A 23,984-nucleotide genomic window follows, 5' to 3' on the forward strand; every position below is an offset into this window, starting at 1 on the left:
GTGAAGTAAATACTCGGAAGGCCAAAGCCACGACGGCCGCAGAGGAGCAAGGCTCCGGCCGCGGCCGTCCGGCGGTTACCGAGTCGAACCCGCGGGCACCGGGCCGTCGAGCTCCGCCAGCCCGGACAGCGCCCGGGGCAGCGGTTCCCGGTGCAGCACGCCGAGCCGCTGGGTGGCGCGGGTGAGCGCCACGTACAGCTCGGCCGCGCCGCGCGGGCCGTCGGCGAGGATGCGGTCCGGGTCGACCACCAGCACCGCGTCGTACTCCAGGCCCTTCGTCTCCGACGCGGGCACCGCACCCGGCACGTCCGGCGGGCCGATCACAACGCTGGTGCCCTCGCGCTCGGCCTCCGCCCGCACGAACTCGTCGACGGCGGCGGGTAGCTCCTCGTCGGTGACCTGCCGCGACCACGGGGGCGTGCCGCAGGAGCGGACCGATTCCGGTGCGGTCACCTCCGGGGCGAACTCGGCGAGCAGCGAACTCGCGACGGCCATGATCTCCGCCGGGGTGCGGTAGTTCACCGACAGCGGCCGGTACTGCCAGCGGCCCGGCACGTACCGGTCCAGCATCGAACCCCAGGAGCTCGCCCCGGCCGCCGAGCGGCGCTGCGCGAGGTCGCCGACCACGGTGAACGACCGCGCCGGGCAGCGCCGCATCAGCACCCGCCAGTCCATTTCGGACAGTTCTTGCGCTTCGTCGACGACGACGTGCCGGTAGGTCCAGTCCCGGTCGGCGGCGGCGCGCTCGGCGAGGCTGCGGGTGTCGTGCTGCACGAACCGGTCGGCGAGGTCCTCGGCGTACACCAGGTCCTGGGCGAGCAGGTGGTCCTCGTCGTCCATCATGTCGTGCCGCTCCACCTCCATGATCTCCAGGACGCCCGCCGCGTACTCCTGCTCGGCCTTGCGCTCCCGCTCGGCGGCCTGCTTCGCGGCCTGCTCGGCGAGCTCGTCCCGCCCCAGCAGGTCCACCAGCTCGTCGAGCAGCGGCACGTCCGACACCGTCCACGCGGCACCGTCGGTGCGCAGCAGGCCCGCGTCGGCTCCCGCGGCGCGCAGCCGCTCCGGCGAGGTGTACAGCTCGGACAGCAGCTCCTCGGGGGTGAGCACCGGCCACAGCTCGTCGAGCGCGGCGGCGAACTCCGGCTTCTCGGCCAGTTCCGCGCGCAGGTCGCGGCGCAGCTGCTCGCGGGCCGCCACGTCCTGCTTGTCCAGCCAGCCCCGGCCGATGCGGGTGATCGCCCGTTCGGTGAGCACGTAGGTGACGATCTCGATGAAGGTGGCCCGCGCCTCGTTGTGCGGCAGCCCGGTGTCCCGCGCCTCCTGCCGCGCCCACTCGGCGGTGTCGGCGTCGATGCGCACCGCGGCGTCGGACAGCTCGATCGGCAGCGGTGCCTCGGGCAGGCGCTGGCGGTCGGCGACGGCGGCGGCCAGCACGTCGAGCATCCGCAGCGAGCCCTTGGCCCGCGCCACCTCCGGGACGTCCTCGGCGGTGACCTGCAGGCCCGGCACCAGGTCGCCGGGCGTCATGAACACCACGTCGGTCTCGCCCAGCGAGGGCAGCACCCGGCCGATGTGGTGCAGGAACGCCGGATTCGGGCCCACCACTAGCACGCCGTGGCGTTCCATCCGCTCCCGCTTGGTGTAGAGCAGGTAGGCGACGCGGTGCAGCGCCACCACCGTCTTGCCGGTGCCCGGCCCGCCCTCGATCACCAGCACGCCCTGGTGCTCCAGCCGGATGATCTCGTCCTGCTCGGCCTGGATGGTCGCGACGATGTCGCGCATCTCGCCGCCGCGCGGCGCGTTCACCGCCGCCAGCAGCGCGGCGTCGCCCTCCTCGCCGCCGCCGGGGCCGCCCAGGTGCTCGTCGGTGAAGCCCAGCACCTCGCGGTTGTTGGTGCGGAACTGGCGGCGGGTGCGCACGCCCTCCGGGTGCGCGCCGGTCGCCACGTAGAACGGGCGGGCCGCCGGGGCGCGCCAGTCCAGCAGCAGCGGCTCGTAGTCGTCGTCGGCGTCGAACAGGCCGATTCGGCCGATGTAGGAGCGTTCGCCGGACTCCGCTTCGAGCCTGCCGAAGCACAGCCCGTTGTCCACCACGTCGAGCCGCCGCACCTCGCTCGCCAGCGCGCGCACCTGCACGTCCCGCTCGACCAGCGACTCGCCGTCACCGCGCAGCGATGCCCGGTACTCGCCGCGCACCCGGGCGCGCTCCGCGTCGAGCCTCGTGTAGAGCCCGGCGACGTAGTCGCGCTCGGACCGCAATTCCTCTTCGTACCCCTGTGCTGACACGGGCCCCTCACAGTCGCTGAACCGTCTTCCTCGCACTGCTCGAACACCGGTCGGATCCGCTGCTCGTCCCCTCGTTCGCAACCGCTGCCGGGCGCGCTCCCATTCCCGGCCGCGCCCGTGCCGACCTCGGATGTGGACGAGGACACATCTCGTTTTCGCAGGTCTCGGCTTCGGCGGATGATTGTGCGCCATGGCGGGGGTCTTGCCGCAAGGACCCCGGTGCGTTATAAGTTGGACGGGGAAGGGGAGCGGTGGCTCCCCTTTTTTCGCGTCCAGCTTCCTCCACGCTCCGGAGTGGACCGGCAGCGGCCTGCCGCCGCCGGGGTGAGCGGCGTTGACACCGCCGCGCGGGCCCGGTGATCGTGGAAGCGCTCCCGCGCGACGCCGGGCGGGGCGGAGGGGGCTGCCATGACCGGATTCCGAGTGCTCGGCCTGCTGTGCTGCCTGCTGCTGTGCGCCCCGGCCGCGGCCGTCGCGGCCCCCGCGGCGGACAGTCCGGGCACCGCCGCCGCGAGCGCGCTGATGGGGCGCTACCGCGAGGACATCGGGCTGTTCGACACCGGGAACTGGTGGACCTCGGCGAACGCGCTGACGGCGCTGATCGAGAGCATCCGGGTCGGCGGGGATCGCGAGCACGAGCACGCCATCGCGCGCACCTACGACCTGAACCTGAACGCCCAGGGCGGGAACTTCCGCAACGACTACCTCGACGACACCGGGTGGTGGGGGCTGGCGTGGGTCGCCGCGCACGACCTCACCGGCGACGAGCGGTACCTGGCGACGGCGCGCGCCGACGCCGACCACATGGCGGCGCACTGGACGCCGGAGTGCGGTGGCGGGGTGCTGTGGCACCGGGACAAGGCCTACAAGAACGCGATCACCAACGAGCTCTACGTCGAGCTGAACGCGGCGCTGCACAACAGGATTCCCGGCGACACCACCTACCTGCAGCGGGCCCGCGACGGGTGGGCGTGGTTCGAGGGCAGCGGCATGATCGGCGCGAACGGGCTGGTGAACGACGGGCTGACCGGGGACTGCGCGAACAACGGCGACACCACCTGGACGTACAACCAGGGCGTGCTGCTGGGCGGGCTGGTGGAGCTGCACCGCGCGACCGGGGATGCGGCGCTGCTGGAGCGGGCGCGGGAGCTCGCCGACACCTCGACCGGGTCCGGCTACCTGAACCCGGACGGGATCCTGCGCGAGCCGGTCGAGGGGGACGACTGCGACGGGGACGGGGCGTCGTTCAAGGGGCCGTACGTGCGGGGGCTGGGGGTGCTGAACGCGGAGCTGGCCGATCACCCGTACACCGGTTACCTGGCGCGGCAGGCGGATGCGGCCCACGCGCGCGATCGCGACGCGCAGGACTCCTACGGTCCACACTGGAACGGTCCGTGGGTGGAGCCGGGCGTGGGGCACGGCTGCCAGCACAGCGCGCTGGACCTGCTCAACGCCGCGGGCCGCACCTGAGCGGGCGCCGCCCCCGACGGTGCAGCGGGTGAATGGCCCATTCGCCCGGTGGGACTGGGCGACTGGGCGACTGGGCGAATGGGCCGTTCACCTCCGGTGGGTGAGGGTGATGCCGTCGAGGACGACGGTGTCGTCCCGTTCCGGGACGGTGGTGGTGGCGAGCAGGGTGCCGCCGGGTTCGGTCCAGAGCCGGGTGCGGAGGGTCTCGCCGGGGTGCACGACGCCGGCGAAGCGGGCGCCGAAGGAGGCGACGCGGGCGACCTCGCCGTCGAGCGCGGTGTCCACGATGGACTTGCACACCACGCCGTAGGTGCACAGCCCGTGCAGGATCGGGCGCGCGAACCCGGCGGCCGCGGCGAACGCGGGATCGGCGTGCAGCGGGTTGCGGTCGCCGCAGAGCCGGTACAGCAGCGCCTGCCGGGGTTCGGTGCGCGCGTCCACCACGAGGTCCGGTTCGCGCTCCGGCAGGTCGACGCGCGGGGTGGAGCCGCGGTGCCCGCCGAAGCCGCCCTCGCCGCGGGCGAAGATCATCGAGCGGGCGGAGCACAGCGGCCCGTCCGCGTCGGTGAGCACCGTCTCCTGCACGATCACCGCGGCCATGCCCTTGTCCAGCACGTCCACGATCCGGGTGGTCGCGCGGGCGCCGCCGGCGACCGGCAGCGGGCGGTGCGGGGTGATCTCCTGCGAGCCGTGCAGCACCTGCGCCAGGTCGACTTCGACGCCGGGGAAGGACAGCGCGGGTGGTTCGAACTGGCGCAGGTTCGGCGCCACCACCGCGAAGGTGGGCAGTACGTGCAGGTCCTGCTCGTAGGCGTAGCGCAGTTCGCCCGGATCGGTCGGCGGGTCTCCGGCGCCGAGCGCCAGGTGGTAGAGCAGCACGTCGGATTCGGTCCAGGTCACGTCCTGGTCGGCGACGGTGGCGCCGATCGCGACGTCCGGGTCGATGGGCATGCGGCTCCTTCACTCGTAGCTGACGTGGACCTCGTCGGTGACGGGGAACGACTGGCAGGCCAGCACGATCCCCTCGTCGAGGTCCTGCTGCTCCAGGATGTCGTTGCGCTCCATGCTGACCTCCCCGCCGGTGATCCGGCAGGCGCAGGCGCTGCACGCGCCCTGCCTGCAGGAGAACGGGGCGTCGATGCCGCGGTCCAGCAGCAGGTCCAGCAGCCGCTGCCGCCGGGGCCAGTCCAGCCGGTGCCGTTCGCCGTCGATGTCCACGTGCGCGGTCGCCGATCCTCCCTCGCCGTCGTCGGCGGCGATCGGCGGGTCCTGCTCGAAGGGGTTGGCGGTCAGCGAGTGGAAGCGTTCCACGTGCACCTTGCCGGGCGTGGCGGCGAGGGCGTCGGTGGCGGCGTCCATGAACGGGCCCGGTCCGCACACGAACGCCTCGCGGTCGGCGAAGGGGGCGGTCAGCGCGCGCAGCGCCGCCGCGTCCGGCAGTCCCTGCACGGTTTCCAGCCAGTGCAGCACCACGAGCCGGTCCGGGTGCTCGGCGGCGAGTTCCCGCAGCGCGCCCGCGAAGATCACCGAGCGTTCGTCCCGGTTGGCGTAGAGCAGCGCGATGCGCCCGGTTCCGGCGGCGAGCGCGGAGCGCGCGATGGACATGATCGGGGTGATGCCGCTGCCGCCTGCCAGCAGCAGGAAGTCGGTGTCCAGCGCGGCCGGGCCGAAGCCGCCGTCGGGCGGTAGCACGTCCAGCACCGATCCGGCGGTGACGTGGTCGCACAGCCAGTTGGAGCCGCGGCCGCCGGGGACGCGCTTGACGGTGACCTGCAGGGCGTCGCCGGTGTGCGGGGAGCTGGACAGCGAGTAGCAGCGGGCGAGGGAGCCGCCGTGCTCGTCCGGTACCCGCAGGGTGAGGAATTGTCCTGGGCGGTAGGAGAAGTCGTCCTCGGGGGCGGCGAACACGAGGGAGCGGGCGTCCGGGGATTCCTCGATCACCTCGTCGACCTGGAGCCGGTGGATCATGGTGCCTCCCGGTCGTGCCGCAGCCGCGCGCCGATGCTGTCCGCCAGGTCGGGGCAGCCGGGAACGTGCGCGGTGCTGCCGCCGCGAGCGGCTTCGGCGAGCCGCGGGCAGTCCTCGGCGGCGCGGCGGGTCCATTGGACGCTGGTGTGGGCGGGGCTGTTCTTCTTGGCCAGCACGCAGGTGCCGCACCGGTCGCAGCGCACCGGCCGCAGTCCGCCTTCGAGCTGTTCGCGGCGGTCGGCGGCGGTGCGCTCGTGCAGCGCGTCGTCGCCGGCGGGGGCCTTGGCCCAGTTCGGCGGGGTCACGGCGAGTCCGCCCGGCGGGCCAGGTTGTCGGCGACCTCCTGCTCCCAGGCGATGTTCGCGCGGGTGGTGTCCACTTCGAACTCGAAGCGGCCGGTCATGTCCTCGGTGAGGTCGGCGGCGTCGGTGTAGAACTGCTCGTACCAGCGGCGGAGCTGGTAGACGGGGCCGTCCTCCTCGCACAGCAGCGGGTTGTCGATGCGGGTCTTGTTGCGCCAGATCTCGACGTCCTGCAGGAATCCGACGCTGGTGCTCTTGGCGATCTTGGCGGCCATCACGTCGGCCTGCTCGTCGGTGAGACCGGGCAGCTTCTTGGCCAGCACGCCCCACTGCAGCACGAAGGAGTTCGCGGTGACCGGGTAGTGGCAGTTGATCAGGATGGTCTCGACGGTGGTGCCGCGGTGCTGGTTCCACAGCCGGTCGATCATGTAGGAGGGCCCGTAGTAGGAGGCTTCGGAGACGCCGAGGTTGTCCTCGCCGGCGTAGTTGGAGCGGGATCCGACGTCGGGCCGGCCCTTGGTGTTGAGGTACTGGGTGGCGACGTGCCCGTCGAAGACGTTCTTGAAGTAGGTGGGGAAGGCGAAGTGCACGTAGAAGAAGTGCGCCATGTCCACCACGTTGTCCACGATCTCGCGGCAGTGCGAGCCTTCGATGAACACCGAGTCCCAGGTCCAGCTGCTCCACTCCGGGTCGCCGACTTCGGGGAGTTCGGGGATGGCGACCTCGTCGGTGGGTGCGGAGCCTTCCGGGTCGTGCCAGACGAACAGCTGCCCGTTGCGCTCCAGGCAGGTCCAGGCCTGGGTGCGGGCGCGCAGCGGGATGCGCTTGGCGTAGGGGATGCCGACGCAGCGGCCTTCGCCGGACCAGCGCCAGTCGTGGAACGGGCAGGCGACGGCGTCGCCCTTGATGCTGCCCTGGCTGAGGTCGCCGCCCATGTGCCTGCAGTAGGCGTCGAGGACGTGCAGCGCGCCGTCGCCCGCTTGGAAGACGACGAGCTTGCCGCCGAAGGCGTGGACGGGGTGCGGTCTGCCGTCCTTGAAGGTCTCGGCGAGCCCGAGGCAGTGCCAGCCGCGGGCGAACCGGGTGGGCGGGGTTCCGACGTCGATGGTGCGCACGTCGATGTCGTCGTTCGGCGTCATCGCCGGTTCCTCCGTTCACCCCTGCCGGGGTTCGCAGCGCGTTCGGGTGCCGCGCCTGCCATGTGCAGCGCGGCCAGGTGGCCGAAGGTCATGGCCGGGCCGAGGGTGGCGCCCGGTCCGGCGTAGGTGCGGCCCATCGCGGCGGCGGCGGTGTTGCCCGCCGCGTAGAGGCCGGGGATCGGTTCGCCGTCGGCGCGCAGCACGCGGGCGCGGGCGTCGGTGCGCAGCCCGCCCTTGGTGCCGAGGTCGCCGGGCACGATGCGCACCGCGTAGAACGGGGCGCTGGTCAGCTCCGCCAGGCACGGGTTGGGCCGGTTGGTGGGGTCGCCGTAGTAGCGGTCGTAGGCGCTGCGGCCGCGGCCGAAGTCGGCGTCCTCGCCGGTGCGGGCGTGCGCGTTGAACCGGTCGACGGTGCTGCGCAGCGCCTCGGCGGGCACGTCGATGGCGGCGGCGAGTTCGGCGAGGGTGCCCGCGCGGTGGATGACTCCGGCGTCGTACCAGCGGCGGGGGAACGGGCGGCGCGGGCCGAGCCCGGCGAACACGTAGCGGTTCCGGTAGCGCTGGTCGGCGATCAGCCAGGTGGGGATGTTGCGGGCGGGCCCGTCGCCGGGTCCGTACATGGCGTGCACGGCGTCGACGTAGGGCGCGGCCTCGTTGACGAACCGCTCGCCGTCGCCGTTGACCAGCAGGCAGCCGGGCAGGGTGCGTTCGGCGAGGCAGAACCACGGTCCGCCGGTGAGCGGGATCGACGGTCCCCACCAGGCGTCGTCCATCAGGTCGACGTCGGCGCCGAGGCCGTGGGCGGCGCGGATCGCGTCGCCGGTGTTGGCGGCGGCGCCGACGGTCCAGTCGGCGCCGATGGGTTCGCGCTGGTGGCGTTTGCGCATCTCGGCGTCGCGCTCGAAGCCGCCCGCGGCCAGCAGCACGCCGCGCCGGGCGCGCAGCGCGACCTCCGCGCCGTCGCGGCGCACCAGGACGCCGGTGACGCGGCCGTCCTCGTGCAGCAGGTCGAGCAGCGGGGTGTTCAGCCACAGCGGTACGCCGAGGTCGCGGAGCCCGGCGCGCAATCCGGCGGCGAGCGCCTGCCCGCGCACCAGCAGCCGTTTGCGCAGCAGGGTGGCGAGCAGGTAGCGGGTGCCGACGCGCAGGGCGCGCAGCACGCCGCGCGGGTGCCGGGCGACGAGGTTGAGCCAGCGGAAGTCGGCCTGGGTGACGGCGAAGTTCGGTGGTGCCTTGGTGAAGTCCGGTTCCAGCCGGTCCAGCTCCTCGCCGAGGAGGTGGCCGTCGAGCGGTTCCGGTTCCACGGACCGGCCGTCGGCGCGGCCGCCGGGGGCTTCGGGGTAGTAGTCGGAGTAGCCGGGCACCCACCGCACCCGCAGCGGGGTGGCGGCGAGGACCTCGTCGAGCATCGCGGGCCCGTGGTCGAGGAGCGCGCGGCGCAGTTCGGCGGGTGCGGTGTCGCCGATGATGTGGTCAAGGTAGGCCGCGGCCTGCTCGGGGGTGTCGCCGCGGCGGGTGAGCGCCGCGTTGCCCGGCAGCCACAGCCCGCCGCCGGAGCGCGCGGTGGAGCCGCCGTAGCGGGCGGCCTTCTCCACCAGCACCACGCGCAGGCCGGCCCGCGCGGCGGTGATCGCCGCGGTCATCCCGGCCGCGCCGCTGCCTACCACCACGACGTCGAACCGGTCGTCGGGTGTCGGGACGGGTGCGCTCATGCCACCTCCATCGCTCGCAATACTGAAACAGGTTATAGTTTTAGTGGACATGGCGCTACGGTGATGACCGGGAACATGGACATGCGGTCGCCGGGCCGGTGCAGAACTTGTTCCACTCGGAGGGCATCGTGGGTGAGGACGTCGAGGCGGACGTGGTCGTCGTGGGGTTCGGCGTCGCGGGCGCCTGCGCCGCGCTCGAAGCCGCCGAGGCCGGTGCCGAGGTCGTCGTGCTGGACCGGTTCGGCGGGGGCGGCACCAGCAGGCTCTCCGGCGGCATCGTCTACGCCGGGGGCGGCACCCGGCCGCAGCGCGCCGCGGGCGTCACCGACTCGGTCGAGGACGTGTACGCCTACCTGCGCGCCGAGGTCGGTGACGCGGTGTCCCCGGCGACGCTGCGCCGCTTCTGCGCGGACGGGCCCGCGATGATCGACTGGCTGGAGGCCAGGGGAGTGCGCTTCGGCCACGCCCTCGCGCCGTACAAGACCTCCTACCCGAGCCGCCGCCACCACCTCTACTACTCCGGCAGCGAGGCCGCGGGCGGGTTCCGCGACCTCGCCCGGCCCGCACCGCGCGGGCACCGGCCGCTCGGACGCGGCACCTCCGGGAAGGTGCTGCACGCCGCGCTGGCCGCGGCGGTGCGCGCCGCCGGGGTCCGGATCCTCGACCAGACCCGCGTCACCGGGCTGATCAGCGACGAGGGCGGGGTGCGCGGTGTCGAGTGCGCCACCCTGCGCGACGCGCCCGGTCCCGCGCGGGCCCGGCACCGCCTCAGCGCGCGGCTGGCCGCGAAGCCCGGTATCTACCTGCCCGCCGCGGCCCGGCGGCTGCACGCGATCGCCGAGCGGGTCGAACGCCGCCACGCCGCCCCGCTGCGGGTGCGCGCCCGCAGCGGCGTGGTGCTCGCCGCGGGCGGGTTCATCGCCGACCGGGAAGCGCTGCGCGAGCACGCCCCGCGCCACCGCGGCGGACTGCCGCTGGGCACCCGCGCCGACGACGGCAGCGGCATCCGGCTCGGCCGGTCCGCGGGCGGTGCCACCGGCAAGCTCGGCAACGTCTCGGTGTGGCGGTTCATCACCCCGCCTAGCGAGTTCCTGCACGGCGTCCTCGTCGACGAGCGCGGACGGCGGGTCTGCGACGAATCCCGCTACGGCGCGGCGCTCGGCGACGCGCTGGTCCGGCACCACGACGGGCGCGGCTGGCTGCTCATCGACGCCGAGACCCGGCGGCGCGCGATCCGGTCGCTGCCCCGCCAGGCCGTGTGGTTCCAGCTGCTGCAGGCGTTGCACCTGCTGCACCGCCGCTCGGTGACCGCGCCGACGATCGCCGAGGTCGCCGCGCGCGCCGGGATCGACCCGGCCGGGCTCGCCGCCACCGCCCGCGCCCACGACATCGCCGCGCCCGGTGCGGACCCGGTGGGCAAACCCGCCGAGTTCGTGCGGCCGCTGCGCACCCCGCCGTACACGCTGCTCGATCTGTCGATCCGGCCCAGCGCCGCCTACCCGTGCCCGATGCTCACCCTCGGCGGCCTGCTCGTCGACGAGGACACCGGTGCGGTCCTCGACGAGCGGCGCCGGCCGGTGCCCGGGCTGCACGCGGCGGGCCGCACCGCGGTGGGGCTGTGCTCGAACTCGTACATCAGCGGGCTCTCGCTGGCCGACTGCGTGTTCTCCGGGCGGCGCGCGGGACGACGGGTGCTCGGCGGAGGAGGGGACCGTGCTCACGGATGACCAGCGCGACGACCTGGCGGCCCGGCTGCGGCGGGCCGAGCGGGACCGGGCCCCGATCCCGCCGCTGACCGACTCGCACCCGCTGCTGACCGCCGACGACGCCTACGAGATCCAGCTCGGCAACATCCGGCGGCGGCTGCCCGGCACCTCGGTGGTGGGGCACAAGGTGGGCCTGTCCTCCCCGGTGATGCAGGCGATGATGGGCGTGGACGAACCCGACTACGGCCACCTGCTCGCCGACATGCGCCTCGACCCGGGCGTGCCGGTCGCGGCGGACCGCTTCTGCTTCCCGCGGGTGGAGGTGGAGGTCGGGTTCCTGCTCGGCGCCGACCTGCCCGGCCACGGCTGCACCGAACGCGACGTGCTGGCCGGGACCGCGGCGCTGGTGCCCGCGATCGAGCTGATCGACAGCCGCATCGCGGACTGGCGGATCCGGCTCGCCGACACCATCGCCGACAACGCCTCCTCCGCCGGATTCGTGCTGGGGGAGCAGCGGATTCCGCCGGACTCGGTCGATCCGCGCGCCATCGACGCGGTGCTGGCGCGGGACGGGGAGCGCATCGCGGAGGGGCGGTCGGACGCGGTGCTCGGCGATCCGGTGCGGGCCGTGGCGTGGCTGGCGCGCAAGGTCGCCGGGTTCGGGGTGCGGCTGCGCGCCGGGCACGTGGTGCTGCCCGGGTCCTGCACCCGGGCCGTGGACGTGGCCGCGGGACGGGCGTTCACCGCTGAGTTCAGCACCGGCGGGCGGTGCCTCGGCGCCGCGTCGGTGACGTTCCGATGACGCTTCGAGGAGCTCGATGATGAGTACCGGCAAGGCGACCGCGGCGATCGTGGGATCCGGCAACATCGGCACCGACCTGCTGCACAAGCTGCACCGGTCCCCGCTGCTGGAGCCGCGCTGGATGGCGGGTGTGGACCCGGGCAGCGCCGGGTTGCGCCGCGCCCGCGACCTCGGGGTGGCCGCCGGCGCGGGCGGGGTGGACTGGCTGCTGGCGCAGGAGGAACTGCCCGACGTGGTGTTCGAGGCGACCTCGGCCGCGGTGCACCGAGCCCACGCGCCCCGCTACGCCGCGGCCGGGATCCGCGCCGTCGACCTCACCCCGGCCGCGGTGGGACCGGCGGTGGTGCCGCCGGTGAACCTCGGCGAGCACCTCGCGGCACCCGACCTGAACCTGATCACCTGCGGCGGGCAGGCCACGATCCCGCTGGTGCACGCCGTCTCCCGGACCGCCCCGGTGCGCTACGCCGAGATCGTGGCCTCGGTCGCGTCGGTGTCGGCGGGCCCCGGGACGCGGGCGAACATCGACGAGTTCACCCGCACCACCGCCCGCGGCATCGAGCGCATCGGCGGCGCCGAGCGCGGCAAGGCCATCATCGTGCTCAACCCCGCCGACCCGCCGATGATCATGCGGGACACCGTGTTCTGCGCGGTGCCACCGGATGCCGACCAGGACGCGATCGGCGGCTCGCTGCGCCGGATGGTCGCCGAGATCGCCGAGTACGTGCCCGGCTACCGGCTGCTGGGCGACCCGCAGTTCGACCTGCTCGGCGACGACCTGCGGGTCGGGGTGTTCGTCGAGGTCGAAGGCGCGGGCGACTTCCTCCCGCCGTACGCGGGGAATCTGGACATCATGACCGCCGCGGCGGTGCGGGTGGGCGAGCAGCTCGTCCGCGCGGGCCGCCCGGCCGACGCGGAGGAGCGGATCTCGTGACCCGGCTGCCCAGGACGTTCTCCGACTCGCTGGACGTGCGCATCACCGACACCTCGCTGCGCGACGGTTCGCACCACAAGCGGCACCGGTTCACCGCCGAGGAGGTGCGCGCGATCGTCATCGCGCTCGACGGCGCCGGCGTGCCGGTGATCGAGGTGAGCCACGGCGACGGGCTCGGCGGTTCCTCGTTCACCTACGGCTTCTCCGCCACGCCCGAGCAGGAGCTGATCGCGCTCGCCGCCCGCACCGCCCGCCGCGCGAAGATCGCGTTCCTGGTGCTGCCCGGCGTCGGCGTGCTCGACGACATCGCCGCCGCCCAGGACGGCGGCGCCCAGGTGTGCCGGATCGCCACGCACTGCACCGAGGCCGACGTGTCGGTGCAGCACTTCCGGCTGGCCAGGGAACGCGGCCTGGAGACCGTCGGATTCCTGATGATGGCGCACTCCCGGCCGCCGGAGGAACTGGCCGCGCAGGCCCGCATCATGGTCGACGCGGGCTGCCAGTGCGTGTACGTGGTGGATTCCGCGGGCGCCCTGGTGCTGGAGCAGGTCGCCGACCGGGTCGCGGCCATCGCCGCCGAGGTCGGCGCGGACGCGCAGGTCGGGTTCCACGGGCACGAGAACCTGGGCGTGGCGGTGGCGAACTCGGTGGCCGCCGCGCGGGCGGGCGCGGTGCAGATCGACGGCAGCGCCCGCCGGTTCGGCGCGGGGGCGGGGAACACGCCGGTGGAGGCGTTCACCGGGGTGTGCGACAAGCTCGGCATCCGCACCGGCGTGGACTTCTTCGCGATCGCCGACGCCGCCGAGGACGTGGTGCGACCGGCGATGCCGCAGGAATGCCTGCTGGACCGCTCGGCGCTGATGATGGGCTACGCCGGGGTGTACTCCAGCTTCCTGCGCCACGCCGAGGTGCAGGCCGAGCGCTACGGGGTGGACGCGGCGGCGCTGCTGGTGCGGGCGGGGGAGCGCAAGCTCGTCGGCGGGCAGGAGGACCAGCTGATCGCGCTGGCCCTGGAACTGCGGGCGGAAGCGGCGCGGTCCGATGTGGACGGCGCTCGGATCCTCGACACGAATGAGAACATGTTCTAGTATCGGCGGGCGGCGCGCGGACCGTCCGGAACGGGAATCCGCCACCGCGAACCGAGCCACGGCGGAACAGGTTCCACGACGTGCCCGCGGGCACGGGGACGGGAGCGCGCGATGAGCGAGCAGGACGGGCGGCGGATCGTCGACGAAGTGCGCGGGCTGCTCCCGGGGCTGCGGGAACGCGCGCAGAAGGCCGAGGACGCCCGCCGCATCCCCGACGAGACCATCGAGGAACTCCAGCGGTCCGGGTTCTTCCGGCTGCTGCAACCCGCCCGCTACGACGGCGTCGAAGCCCACCCGGTCGACTTCTACCGCGCCGTCCGGCTGCTCGGCAGCGCCTGCGGCTCCACCGGCTGGGTCGCCTCCATCCTCGGCGTGCACCCCTGGCACCTCGCGCTGTTCCCGCAGCAGGCGCAGGACGAGGTGTGGGCCGACGACCCCGGCACCCTGGTGTCGTCCTCCTACGCGCCGATGGGGAAGGCGACCGTCGTCGACGGCGGCTACCGGCTGTCCGGGCGGTGGAGCTTCTCCTCCGGCTGCGACCACGCCCGCTGGGCCTTCGTCGGCGGGCCCGCCTGCGACGCGACCGGCAAGGCGGTCGACTTCTGCACCTACCTGGTGCCGCTGGGCGACTACCGCATCGACGACGTGTGGGACACCGTCGGCCTGCGCGGCAGCGGCAGCAACGACGTCGTCGTGGACGACGTGTTCGTGCCCGCGCACCGCGCGCTGAGCTTCCTGGCCATGTCCGAGGTCGACTGCCCCGGCCACGTGATCAACACCGGCCCGCTGTACCGGCTGCCGTGGGGCACCGTGCACCCCACCACCATCACCGCGCCCATCATCGGCATGGCCCAGGGCGCCTACGACGCGCACGTCGAGCACCAGGGCGCGCGGGTCCGGGCCGCCTACGCGGGGGAGAAGGCCAAGGAGGACCCGTTCGCGAAGGTCCGCATCGCCGAGGCCGCCAGCGAGATCGACGCCGCCTGGCTGCAGCTCAGCGGCAACATCGCCGAGGAGTACGACCTCGTCGCCGCGGGCGAGCCGGTGCCGATGCCGCTGCGGCTGCGCGCCCGCCGCGACCAGGTCCGCGCCACCACCCGCTGCATCGAGGCCGTGGACCGGCTCTTCGAGAACTCCGGCGGGCGGGCGCTGGCCACCGGCACCCCCATCCAGCGGTTCTGGCGCGACGCGCACGCCGGGCGGGTGCACGCCGCCAACGACCCGGAACGCGCCTACACGATGTTCGGCACCGGCGAATTCGGCCTGCCGATCAAGGATTCGATGGTGTGAGGGGAGAAACCGTGGGCACCGCAGCGGAAACCGAGCTCGACGAGCACTCCACCGGCCGCACCGCCGAACTCCCGTCCGGGCTGCGGTTGCACTACCACGAGGCGGGCGCCGAGCACGCCGACACCGTGGTGCTGCTGCACGGCGGCGGCCCCGGCGCCTCCGCCTGGAGCAACTTCCACCGCAACGTCCCCGCGCTCGCCCGGCACTTCCGCACCATCGCCGTGGACCAGCCCGGCTTCGGCCGCTCCGGCAAGCCCACCGAGCACGGCCAGTACTTCACCCACAGCGCCACCGCCCTGCACGAGCTGTTCGACGTGCTCGGGCTGGAACGCGCGCACCTGCTGGGGAACTCGCTCGGCGGCGGCACCGCGGTCCGCTTCGCGCTGGAGCACCCGGACCGGGCCGGGCGGCTGGTGCTGATGGGGCCGGGCGGGCTGAGCCTGAACCTGTTCGCCGCCGACCCCACCGAAGGCGTGCGGCGGCTCTCCGAGTTCGGCGCCCCGCCCGGGCCGAGCAGGGAGAAGCTCGCGGCGTTCCTGCGCACCATGGTGCACGACCAGTCGCTGATCACCGACGAACTGGTCGAGCAGCGCTACGCGGCCGCCTCCACCCCGGAGTCGCTGGCCGCGATGCGCGCGATGGGCGAGTCGTTCCGCCGCGCCGAGACCTTCGAGCAGGGCCTGCTGTGGCGGGAGGCCTACCGGCTGCGGCAGCGCGTGCTGCTGGTGTGGGGCCGCGAGGACCGGGTGAACCCGCTGGACGGGGCGCTGCTCGCGCTCAAGCTGATCCCGCGCGCGCAGCTGCACGTCTTCGGCGGCTGCGGGCACTGGGCGCAGCTGGAGAAGTGCGCCGAGTTCAACCGGCTCGCCCTGGACTTCTTGCTGAACTGACGATCGAGGGAGTGCGCGATGGGCATCCGCTCGCTGGGATACCTGCGGATCGAGGCCACCGACGTCGAGGCGTGGCGGGTGTTCGGCACCAAGGTCCTCGGCATGATCGAGGGCGACGGGCCGGACCCGGACGCGGTGTACTTCCGGATGGACGACTTCCCGGCGCGGCTGGTGATCGTCCCGGGGGAGGCCGACCGGCTCGCCCAGACCGGCTGGGAGGCCGCGAACGAAGCGGAAGTGGCCGAAGTGGCCCGGAACCTCGACGCCGCCGGGGTGTCCTGGAAGACCGGGGACGCCGCCGACCTCGCCGACCGGCGGGTGTGCGGGCTGATCAGGTTCGAGGACCCGTCCGGCAACACCCAGGAGGTCTTCCACGGCGCCGCACTGCGGCACCGCCGCGTGGTCAGCCCCTACGGGCACCGGTTCGTCACCGAGGAGCAGGGGCTCGGGCACGTGGTGCTGTCCACCCACGACGACGCGGCGGCGCTGCACTTCTACCGCGACGTGCTCGGGTTCCGGCTGCGCGACTCGATGCGGCTCGCCCCCGAACTCGTCGGCAGGCCCGCCGACGGGGAACCGGCGTGGCTGCGGTTCTTCGGCTGCAACCCGCGCCACCACAGCCTCGCGTTCCTGCCGATGCCCACGCCCAGCGGCATCGTCCACCTCATGGTGGAGGTCGCCGACGTCGACGACGTCGGACTGGCCCTGGACCGCGCGCAGCGGCGGAAGGTGCCGCTGTCGGCGACGCTCGGCAGGCACGTCAACGACCTGATGCTGTCGTTCTACCTGAAATCGCCCGGCGGGTTCGACGTCGAGTTCGGCTGCGAGGGCAGGCAGGTCGCCGACGAGGACTGGATCGCCCGGGAGAGCACCGCGGTGAGCCTGTGGGGCCACGACTTCGGCATCGGGGCCCGCGGATGACCCGGGCGCGGGCCGAACCGGACCAGGCGAGTTTCCGCCGCGTCCTCGGCCGGTTCTGCACCGGTGTCACCGTCGTCGCCGGCCGGGACGGCGACCGCCCGATCGGCTTCACCTGCCAGTCGTTCGCGGCGTTGTCGCTGGACCCGCCGCTGGTGCTGTTCTGCCCCGGCCGCGGTTCCCGGACCTGGCCGCTGCTGGCGGCTTCCGGGCGGTTCTGCGTCAACGTGCTCGCCGACGGGCAGGAGGCGGTCAGCGCCGCGTTCGGCCGTGGTGGTGTCGACAAGTTCGCCACCGTCGGCTGGCACCCGGCGCCCTCGGGTTCTCCGGTGCTCGACGACGTGCTGGCGTGGGCGGACTGCGCGGTCGAAGCGGTCCACGAAGCGGGCGACCACTACGTCGTCGTCGGCCGGGTGCACGCCCTCGGCGAAGGCGATCCGCACCGTCCGCTGCTGTTCTACCGCGGGACCTACGCGAACGTCGAAGAACCCCCGCCGCCCCTGATCTGGCCCCGCGAGGACGACTGGCTCTGACGAGGCGGCCCCGCAGGCACCGGCCGCGATGTAGGTTGGCGGCGGCCGAACGGGGGAGGCGCCGATGCCCGGCACACCGGAACCGCTCACCGGGGTGGGCCGCACCGCCGTGGGCGTCGCGCTCATCCGGGCGCGCGAGACCGACCGAGCGGACCGCCTGATCGCGGACCCCTATGCGCGCGCGTTCGCCGACGCGGCCGAAGCCGAACTCCTGCGCGCACCCGACGGCGCCTGGGAACGCCTGCTCGGACTGGTCGAGAACTTCCACGACGGACGCGTGGTCGCCACCCGCCACTTCGACGAGCAGCTGTCGGGCGCGGTCGAAGCGGGCTGCACCCAGGTCGTCGAGGTCGGCGCCGGGCTGAGCACGCGGGTGCTGCGGCTCCCGCTGCCCGTGCACGTGGTGTGCTTCGAGCTGGACTCGCCCGCGATGTTCGCGTTCAAGGAACCGGTGCTGCGCGGCCACCCCGAACGCCCCGTGTCCGCGGCCCGCCGGGTGGTCGTCCCCACCGACCTGCGCGGGAACTGGGCCGCCGACCTGGCCGCCGCCGGTTTCGACCCCACCCGCCGCACCGCGTGGCTGGAGGAGGGCGTGCTCGCCTACCTCCCGCCCGCGGACGCCACCGCGGTGCTGGACACCATCACCGAGCTCAGCCCGCCCGGCAGCAGGCTCGCGAAGACCGCGATCACCGCCCCGGACGACGAGACCTACCGCCGGATGCGCGAGTTCGTCGGCCGCGGCGCGGCGCCCAGCGCGGGCGAGACCGGCGTCGACCGGGACAACGCCCACCGGCTCGACGAGCGCGGCTGGCGCGTCGATTTCCACCCGCACGCCGAGCTCGCCCTGCGGTGGGGTCGCGCCGCACCCGAGGCGGACTCCGGTGGCTACGCGAGCGGGGTGCGCCTGCCCGGGTGACTGCCTGTCTCTGAACCTGCCCGGTGGGTCGGGTCGGTTTCCCGTCAGCGGCGAAGCCGCTGAGGTTCCGCCACCCGAGCACTACGCGGCGGAAGAAGCGAGACAGGCAGTGACTCACCGCAGGTCGGGTTTGCGGACCTTGCCGGTGGGGGTGCGGGGGAGGGCGGTCCGGAACTCGACGTGGCGGGGGAGCTTGAAGTTGGCGAGGTGCTCGCGGCAGTGGGCCAGGACCTCCTCGGCGGTGAGGGCTCGGCCGGGGGACGCGACCACGTAGGCCTTGCCGACCTCGCCGAGGCGGGCGTCGGGCACGCCGACCACGGCGGACTCGGCGACGCCGGGCAGCCGGGCGATCGCCTGCTCGACCTCGGCCGGGTACACGTTGAACCCGCCGCAGATGTACATGTCCTTGAGCCGGTCGGTGATGGTGAGCCTGCCGCCGCGGTCCACCCGGCCGAGATCTCCGGTGTGCAGCCAGCCGTCGGCGTCGATGGCGGCTCGGGTCTGCGCCGGTTCGTCCCGGTAGCCGAGCATCGTGTTCGGGCCGCGCAGCAGCACCTCGCCGACCTCCCCGGCGGGCAGGGCGCGGCCGTCGGGGTCCGCGATGCGCAGTTCGAAGCCGGCGGTGGGCCGCCCGCAGGTGGTGGCGACCGCCGCGGCGTCGTCGGTCGGGGAGCACATGGTGGCGACCACCGCTTCGGTCAACCCGTAGGCGGTGAGCACGGTGCGGAAGCTGAGTTCTCGCTGCATCCGTTCCACCAGCACCTGCGGCACCGACGCCGCCCCGGTGACGGCCAGCCGCAGGCTGGAGAGGTCGTGCTCGGCGCGTGCCGCATCGTCCAAGATGGACTGGTAGAGGGTGGGCGGCCCGGGCAGCACGGTGATCCGCTCGCGGTGCACCAGCTCCAGCACCGCGCGGGTGTCGAACACCGGCACCGGCACGATCGCCGCCCCGCGCAGCAGGCACACCAGGATGCCCGCCTTGTAGCCGAAGCTGTGGAAGAACGGGTTCACCACCAGGTACCGGTCGGTCTCGTCCACCCGCCCGCAGCTCGCCCACGCGTCGGCGACGGCGAGGGCCTGGCGGTGCGCGCTGAGCACGCCCTTGCTGCGCCCGGTGGTCCCGGAGGTGTAGAGCAGGTCGCTGGGATCGGTGCCGCGCACCCGGGCCGCCGCCTCGTCGACCCGCTCGGCCGGGAGGGACCGCCCGCCGAGCTCGGCCCAGTCCGCGCAGCACGGCACCGGAGCTTCGGCGCCCTCCACGGGGATGCGCAGCACGGTGCGCAGCTCGGGCAGGCCGGGCACCGGGGTCGCGGCGCGCGCACCGCCCTGCCCGCGCAGTTCCCGCAGCCGGTCGCGGCCGAGGAACGTCCCGGCCACCAGCAGCGCGCTCGCCGAGCTGCGGGCCAGCACATCGCGGGTCTCGGCCGCGGTGAACCGGGTGTTGATCGGCACCAGCACCGCTCCCACGTGCAGCGCGGCCAGCGCCGCCACCACCCAGTGCCCGGTGTTCGGCGAGTTCAGCGCCACCCGGTCCCCGGCGCGCACCCCGTCGGCGAGCAGGAAGCCCGCCAGCGCGCGGACCTGCCCGCGCAGCTCCCGGTAGGTCAGCCGCAGCGCCGGGTCCACCACGGCGTCGCGGTCGCCGAACCGCTCGGCGGCGAGGTCGAGCGCGGCGGGCACCGTCTCCGGGGCGCCCACGGCGTCAGATCCGCTCGATGATGGTCCCGGTGGACAGCGCCCCGCCCGCGCACATCGTGATCAGCGCGGTGCTCGCGTCCCGCCGCTCCAGTTCGTGCAGTGCGCTGGTGATCAGCCGCGCCCCGGTGGCGCCGACCGGGTGGCCCAGCGCGATGGCGCCGCCGTTGACGTTCACCCGCTCCAGGTCGGGCCGGTGCACCGCGGCCCAGGACAGCACGACGGAGGCGAACGCCTCGTTCACCTCGAACAGGTCGATGTCACCGATCTTCATCCCGGACCGCTCCAGCACCCTCGTGGTGGCCTGCACCGGCCCGTCCAGGTGGTAGTAGGGCTCGGCGCCGACGAGGCACTGCGCGACGATCCGGGCGCGCGGGCGCAGGCCGAGCGCGGTGGCCCGGTCGGCGTCGGCGAGCAGCACCGCGGCGGCCCCGTCGGAGATCTGCGAGGAGGTGCCCGCGGTGTGGAATCCGCCGTCCAGCACGGGTTTCAGCCCGGCGAGCGCCTCCGCGCTGGTCTCGCGCAGCCCTCCGTCGCGGGTGACCAGGTGGGTGCCGCCGTCCGGGGCGGGGGCGCGGGTGGGCACGATCTCGCGGGCGAACCGGTCCTCGTCCCAGGCGGCGCGGGCGAGGTGCTGCGAGCGCAGCCCGAACAGGTCCACCTCCGCGCGGTCCAGGCCGCGCCGTTCGGCGATCCGGTCGGCCGCCAGGTACTGGTTCGGCAGGTCCAGGTCCCAGGAATCGGGCCGCGGTCGTCCTGCCTCGGTGCCGATGTTGGCGCCCAGCGGTACCCGGCTCATCGCCTCCACGCCGCAGGCGACGCCGACGTCCACGGCGCCGGCGCTGATCAGACCTGCGACCAGGTGCGCGGCCTGCTGCGCCGAACCGCACTGGGCGTCGACGGTGGTGCAGCCGGTCGCCTCGGGCAGTCCCGAATGCAGCCAGGCCGTGCGGGTGATGTTGCCCGCCTGCGCGCCGGCCTGCGTGACGCAGCCGCCGATGACCTGCTCGACGAGTTCCGGGTCGATCCCGGCCCGGTCGAGCAGCCCGCGCTGGGCGGTGCCGAGCAGTTCCGCGGGGTGCAGGCCGGCGAGTGCTCCTCGGCGCCTGCCGATCGGAGTGCGGGCCGCGTCCACGATCACCGGGTTGCCCACCGTCGTCTCCTTCCGGCGCGAACGAGCGGAACATTCAATGTAGAACTTGTTCTCGATACGAACAAGGAGCCACCGCCCGAGCGGGCGGGCGAGTCGGAAAAGCCGTTGCTCGCAGCGGTTCACGAGTGATCATCACTGTTACGGGGGTTTACCGCCCGGCTGAAATGTGGTTCGGTTCACATAGAACAAGTTCTCTTTCGTGGACTCGTGTCTCCGTGCGGCCCGCAGGAGGTTGCCGTGGTCTCCCCCCACATCCCGCCCGGCTTCGACTTCACCGACCCCGACCTCTACGCGGAACGGCTGCCCATGCGCGAGTTCGCCGAACTCCGGCGCACCGCACCGGTGTGGTGGAACCCGCTGCCCCGCGGCAAGGCGGGCTACGACGACGAGGGCTACTGGGTGGTGACCAGGCACGCCGAGGTCAAGGAGGTCTCGCGCCGCAGCGACGTCTACTCCTCCTGGGAGAACACCGCGATCACCCGCTTCACCGCGGAGATGAACCGCGAGCAGATCGAGATGCAGCGGTTCATCCTGCTCAACATGGATCCGCCCGAGCACACCAAGCTGCGCGGCATCGTCGCCCGCGGCTTCACCCCGCGCGCCATCAACGGCCTGCGGGACGCCCTGCACGCGCGCGCCGAGCACATCGTCGACACCGCGCTCGACGGCAGCACCGGCGACTTCGTCACCGACATCGCCTGCGAACTCCCGCTGCAGGCCATCGCCGAACTGCTCGGCGTGCCGCAGGAGCACCGCAAGAACATCTTCGACTGGTCCAACCAGATGATCGCCTACGACGACCCCGAGTACTCCATCGACCCGGCCGCCGCCGCCACCGAACTGCTCGGCTACAGCATGGGCATGGCCGAGGAGCGTCGCGGCTGCCCGATGGACGACATCGTCACCAAGCTCGTGCAGGCCGACGTGGACGGGCACGCGCTCAGCGACGACGAGTTCGGCTTCTTCGTGCTGCTGCTCGCCGTCGCGGGCAACGAGACCACCCGCAACGCCATCACCCACGGCATGCTCGCCATGCTCGACCACCCCGAGCAGTGGGAGCTGTTCAAGGAGCAGCGGCCCGCCACCACCGCGGACGAGATCGTGCGCTGGGCGACACCGGTGATGTCCTTCCAGCGCACCGCGCTCGCCGACACCGAGCTGAACGGGGTGGCGATCGGGCGCGGCGAACGGGTCGCGATGTTCTACAGCTCGGCGAACTTCGACCCCGAGGTCTTCGACGAACCGGAGCGCTTCGACATCACCCGCGACCCCAACCCGCACGTCGGGTTCGGCGGCACCGGCGCGCACTACTGCCTCGGCGCGAACCTGGCGCGGCTGGAGATCGACCTCATCTTCCAGGCCATCGCCGACCGGATGCCCGACATCGCCAAGGCCGGCGAACCCCGCAGGCTGCGCTCCGGCTGGCTCAACGGCATCAAGGAGTTCCAGGTCCGCTACCGGTGACCCGCCCGCGAACAGGCGTGCCCGCGCTCTGTCCCTGAACCCGCCCGGCAGGTCTTGGTCGTTTCGCCGTCTCCTGTCACCGGCGGAGCCGCTGAGCCGCCGACCACGCACGCAGCGGGACCACCCGCTGAGGTTCCGCCACCCCAGTGCTCCGCAGCGCGAGGGCACAGCCGTTCAGTCGACGACCGCCGTCGCCTCCAGCTCGACGAGCATGTCCGGCTCGGCGAGGGCGGCAACCCCGATGCCGGTGAACGGGGGCAGCACGGCCCCGCCCAGCTGGGCGCTCGCCCGCGCTCGCCCCGCCATGAACTGCTCGAACTTCTCCGGTGTCCAGTCCACGAGGTAGGCGGTCAGCTTCGCCACGTCCGCGAACGAGGCGCCCGCCGCCGCTAGCGCGGTGGCGACGTTGCGGTACACCTGCTCGACCTGCGCGGCGAGATCACCCGTCCCGACCGGGTTCCCGTGCGCGTCCCGGGCGACCTGCCCGGCGACGAAGACCAGCTTCGAACCGGTCGCGACCGACACCTGCCGGTAGAGCTCGACCTCCGGCAACCCGTCCGGGTTCACCAGCGTGATGGCCATCGTGTTCCTCCGTGCTCTCTTGTGGTTACCGGGAAACCGTAGGAGAGTGGCGCGTGAAGTGGAAGAACGCACTTTTTCGTAACCGGGGAACCTGATGGGAACCACGAACTTCACCAGCCCGCTCGAAGACGAGGCCGACCTGCGGCGCGCCGACTCCCTCGCGCGGGAGATCTTCACCGAGGTCGCCAACAAGTGGGCGTTCCTGATCATCGACCTGCTCGGGGAGGAGCGCAGCCTGCGCTTCAGCGAGCTGCGCGGGCGGATCGAGGGCATCAGCCACAAGATGCTCACCCAGAACCTGCGGATGCTGGAGCGCAACGGCCTGCTGGACCGCACCGTGCACCCGACCGTGCCGCCGCGGGTGGACTACGAGCTCACCGAACCGGGCCGGGCGCTGCGCCAGGTCGTGCACGGGATGTGCGACTGGACCCACACCTACCTGGAAGAAATCGATGCGGCCCGCCGTGAATTCGGCGATTGATCGGGTCGTCCGCGTAGGGGTGGGGTGGCGGAACCTCAGCGGCGCCCTCGCTGCGGGATCGATTTCACAGGTGGCTCCGCCACAGGCGAAAACGCTGTCCTCGCGAGGACACCGCTGAGAACCCGCGGCGGTGCCGGTGTCCCAGGCGGTCGGCAGCTCATCGGCTGCGCCGCTGACAGGAGAACGACAAGAAGCGGTCAGGGGTCAGGCTGGGTGAGGGTCGCCATTGCTCGGTCGAACTCCCAGAAGGCTCGCATCGAGATGAGCAGGCCGTTGTCGTCCACGCGGTAGACGAACACGCCGTCGGCGTCCATCGTCGCGCCGTCGGGGAGGCGGGTGCGGATGCGGCCGGTGTTGGCGACCTCCGAGCCCGCGGCGAACGAATCGTGCACGTGGAAGTGCAGGCTCGCCGCGCCGGCGATCACCGAGTCCCAGAACGCGCCGATCGCCGCCGTGCCGCGATGCCCCTGCCCGGACGGATCCAGCGGAGACGGGCCCACCGGGTCCTGCACCAGCGCGTCCGCGGCGAACAGCGCCAGCCAGTCCGCCTTCGCGCCGCGCGCCACCGCCGCCATCGAGGCCCGCGCCGCCCGCCGCGCCGGGTGGTCGGCCTCTGTCGCGTCCCACCGCACCGAACCGGTCATCGTCGCCTCCGTCG

Annotated in this window: 22 protein-coding genes; 12 read left to right on the forward strand and 10 right to left on the reverse strand. The window is 73.3% G+C overall.

Annotation, left to right across the window (positions count from 1 at the left end; genetic code table 11):
• Positions 1–75 precede the first annotated feature (75 nt).
• A complete protein-coding gene (helR, locus tag ABZ805_RS18715; RefSeq protein ID WP_358441598.1) occupies positions 76–2,286 on the reverse strand; it encodes an RNA polymerase recycling motor ATPase HelR in 2,211 nt (736 codons plus the stop codon).
• Between the two features lie 408 nt (positions 2,287–2,694).
• Here helR and ABZ805_RS18720 point away from each other — a divergent pair, with 408 nt between their 5' ends.
• The gene (locus ABZ805_RS18720) at positions 2,695–3,756 is read left to right on the forward strand and encodes a glycoside hydrolase family 76 protein (protein WP_358441600.1); all 1,062 of its coding nucleotides are present in this window, start codon (positions 2,695–2,697) and stop codon (positions 3,754–3,756) included.
• An 87-nt stretch (positions 3,757–3,843) separates the two neighbouring features.
• Here ABZ805_RS18720 and ABZ805_RS18725 read toward each other — a convergent pair whose 3' ends face one another.
• Genes ABZ805_RS18725 through kstD form a run of 5 tightly spaced genes read right to left on the reverse strand, consistent with a single transcriptional unit; the run spans position 3,844 to position 8,877 of the window.
• Positions 3,844–4,707 carry a MaoC/PaaZ C-terminal domain-containing protein gene (locus ABZ805_RS18725; RefSeq protein WP_358441603.1) on the reverse strand — a complete coding sequence of 288 codons (864 nt, stop codon included), beginning with the start codon at positions 4,705–4,707 and terminating at the stop codon, positions 3,844–3,846.
• 9 nt (positions 4,708–4,716) lie between these two features.
• Positions 4,717–5,724 carry a ferredoxin--NADP reductase gene (locus ABZ805_RS18730; protein ID WP_358441610.1) on the reverse strand — a complete coding sequence of 336 codons (1,008 nt, stop codon included), beginning with the start codon at positions 5,722–5,724 and terminating at the stop codon, positions 4,717–4,719.
• Complete coding sequence (locus tag ABZ805_RS18735; RefSeq protein WP_358441726.1) at positions 5,721–5,984, reverse strand: hypothetical protein; 264 nt, start codon at positions 5,982–5,984, stop codon at positions 5,721–5,723. Before ABZ805_RS18735 ends, ABZ805_RS18730 begins: the two co-directional genes overlap by 4 nt.
• Before the next feature lie 41 nt (positions 5,985–6,025).
• Positions 6,026–7,165, reverse strand: a complete 1,140-nt coding sequence (locus ABZ805_RS18740; RefSeq protein ID WP_358441613.1) for a Rieske 2Fe-2S domain-containing protein — start codon at positions 7,163–7,165, stop codon at positions 6,026–6,028.
• Positions 7,162–8,877, reverse strand: a complete 1,716-nt coding sequence (gene kstD, locus ABZ805_RS18745; RefSeq protein WP_358441616.1) for a 3-oxosteroid 1-dehydrogenase — start codon at positions 8,875–8,877, stop codon at positions 7,162–7,164. The genes ABZ805_RS18740 and kstD overlap by 4 nt, the downstream gene beginning before the upstream one ends.
• Before the next feature lie 128 nt (positions 8,878–9,005).
• Here kstD and ABZ805_RS18750 point away from each other — a divergent pair, with 128 nt between their 5' ends.
• From ABZ805_RS18750 to ABZ805_RS18790, 9 genes are all read left to right on the forward strand, one after another.
• A complete protein-coding gene (locus ABZ805_RS18750; protein WP_358441619.1) occupies positions 9,006–10,604 on the forward strand; it encodes an FAD-binding protein in 1,599 nt (532 codons plus the stop codon).
• The gene (locus tag ABZ805_RS18755) at positions 10,591–11,385 is read left to right on the forward strand and encodes a 2-keto-4-pentenoate hydratase (protein WP_358441622.1); all 795 of its coding nucleotides are present in this window, start codon (positions 10,591–10,593) and stop codon (positions 11,383–11,385) included. The genes ABZ805_RS18750 and ABZ805_RS18755 overlap by 14 nt, the downstream gene beginning before the upstream one ends.
• Before the next feature lie 19 nt (positions 11,386–11,404).
• On the forward strand, positions 11,405–12,316 hold the full coding sequence (locus ABZ805_RS18760; RefSeq protein WP_358441625.1) for an acetaldehyde dehydrogenase (acetylating): 912 nt from the start codon (positions 11,405–11,407) through the stop codon (positions 12,314–12,316).
• Positions 12,313–13,404 (forward strand): 4-hydroxy-2-oxovalerate aldolase, encoded by a 1,092-nt coding sequence (gene dmpG, locus ABZ805_RS18765; protein ID WP_358441628.1) that lies wholly within the window; start codon positions 12,313–12,315, stop codon positions 13,402–13,404. The genes ABZ805_RS18760 and dmpG overlap by 4 nt, the downstream gene beginning before the upstream one ends.
• A 111-nt stretch (positions 13,405–13,515) precedes the next feature.
• Positions 13,516–14,694 carry a 3-hydroxy-9,10-secoandrosta-1,3,5(10)-triene-9,17-dione monooxygenase oxygenase subunit gene (gene hsaA, locus ABZ805_RS18770; protein WP_358441630.1) on the forward strand — a complete coding sequence of 393 codons (1,179 nt, stop codon included), beginning with the start codon at positions 13,516–13,518 and terminating at the stop codon, positions 14,692–14,694.
• 11 nt (positions 14,695–14,705) lie between these two features.
• Positions 14,706–15,584 (forward strand): 4,5:9,10-diseco-3-hydroxy-5,9,17-trioxoandrosta-1(10),2-diene-4-oate hydrolase, encoded by an 879-nt coding sequence (hsaD, locus tag ABZ805_RS18775; RefSeq protein WP_358441633.1) that lies wholly within the window; start codon positions 14,706–14,708, stop codon positions 15,582–15,584.
• Between the two features lie 18 nt (positions 15,585–15,602).
• Entirely contained in the window at positions 15,603–16,505 is a 903-nt protein-coding gene (hsaC, locus tag ABZ805_RS18780; RefSeq protein WP_358441636.1) for an iron-dependent extradiol dioxygenase HsaC, read from the forward strand.
• Entirely contained in the window at positions 16,502–17,035 is a 534-nt protein-coding gene (gene hsaB, locus ABZ805_RS18785; protein WP_358441639.1) for a 3-hydroxy-9,10-secoandrosta-1,3,5(10)-triene-9,17-dione monooxygenase reductase subunit, read from the forward strand. Before hsaC ends, hsaB begins: the two co-directional genes overlap by 4 nt.
• A gap of 64 nt (positions 17,036–17,099) precedes the next feature.
• Entirely contained in the window at positions 17,100–17,951 is an 852-nt protein-coding gene (locus ABZ805_RS18790; RefSeq protein ID WP_358441642.1) for an SAM-dependent methyltransferase, read from the forward strand.
• Positions 17,952–18,065: 114 nt separating this feature from the next.
• Here the strand turns inward: ABZ805_RS18790 and ABZ805_RS18795 are convergent, their stop codons facing one another.
• Both ABZ805_RS18795 and ABZ805_RS18800 read right to left on the reverse strand, forming a co-directional pair.
• Positions 18,066–19,649: a FadD3 family acyl-CoA ligase gene (locus tag ABZ805_RS18795; RefSeq protein WP_358441644.1), complete on the reverse strand. Its 1,584-nt coding sequence runs from the start codon at positions 19,647–19,649 to the stop codon at positions 18,066–18,068.
• Between the two features lie 4 nt (positions 19,650–19,653).
• Positions 19,654–20,799, reverse strand: coding sequence for a steroid 3-ketoacyl-CoA thiolase (locus ABZ805_RS18800; RefSeq protein ID WP_358441647.1), 1,146 nt, complete (start codon positions 20,797–20,799; stop codon positions 19,654–19,656).
• 237 nt (positions 20,800–21,036) lie between these two features.
• Here ABZ805_RS18800 and ABZ805_RS18805 point away from each other — a divergent pair, with 237 nt between their 5' ends.
• Entirely contained in the window at positions 21,037–22,263 is a 1,227-nt protein-coding gene (locus tag ABZ805_RS18805; RefSeq protein ID WP_358441650.1) for a cytochrome P450, read from the forward strand.
• A 174-nt stretch (positions 22,264–22,437) separates the two neighbouring features.
• On the opposite strand, the gene ABZ805_RS18810 is transcribed toward ABZ805_RS18805, so the two are convergent.
• On the reverse strand, positions 22,438–22,845 hold the full coding sequence (locus ABZ805_RS18810; protein ID WP_358441653.1) for a RidA family protein: 408 nt from the start codon (positions 22,843–22,845) through the stop codon (positions 22,438–22,440).
• 94 nt (positions 22,846–22,939) lie between these two features.
• Here ABZ805_RS18810 and ABZ805_RS18815 point away from each other — a divergent pair, with 94 nt between their 5' ends.
• A complete protein-coding gene (locus tag ABZ805_RS18815) occupies positions 22,940–23,326 on the forward strand; it encodes a helix-turn-helix domain-containing protein (RefSeq protein ID WP_358441655.1) in 387 nt (128 codons plus the stop codon).
• Positions 23,327–23,523: 197 nt separating this feature from the next.
• Here the strand turns inward: ABZ805_RS18815 and ABZ805_RS18820 are convergent, their stop codons facing one another.
• Positions 23,524–23,970 (reverse strand): nuclear transport factor 2 family protein, encoded by a 447-nt coding sequence (locus tag ABZ805_RS18820; RefSeq protein ID WP_358441657.1) that lies wholly within the window; start codon positions 23,968–23,970, stop codon positions 23,524–23,526.
• Positions 23,971–23,984: the final 14 nt, after the last annotated feature.

Source organism: Saccharopolyspora sp. NPDC047091 (genome assembly GCF_040643635.1).
Taxonomy (GTDB): Bacteria; Actinomycetota; Actinomycetes; order Mycobacteriales; family Pseudonocardiaceae; genus Saccharopolyspora_C.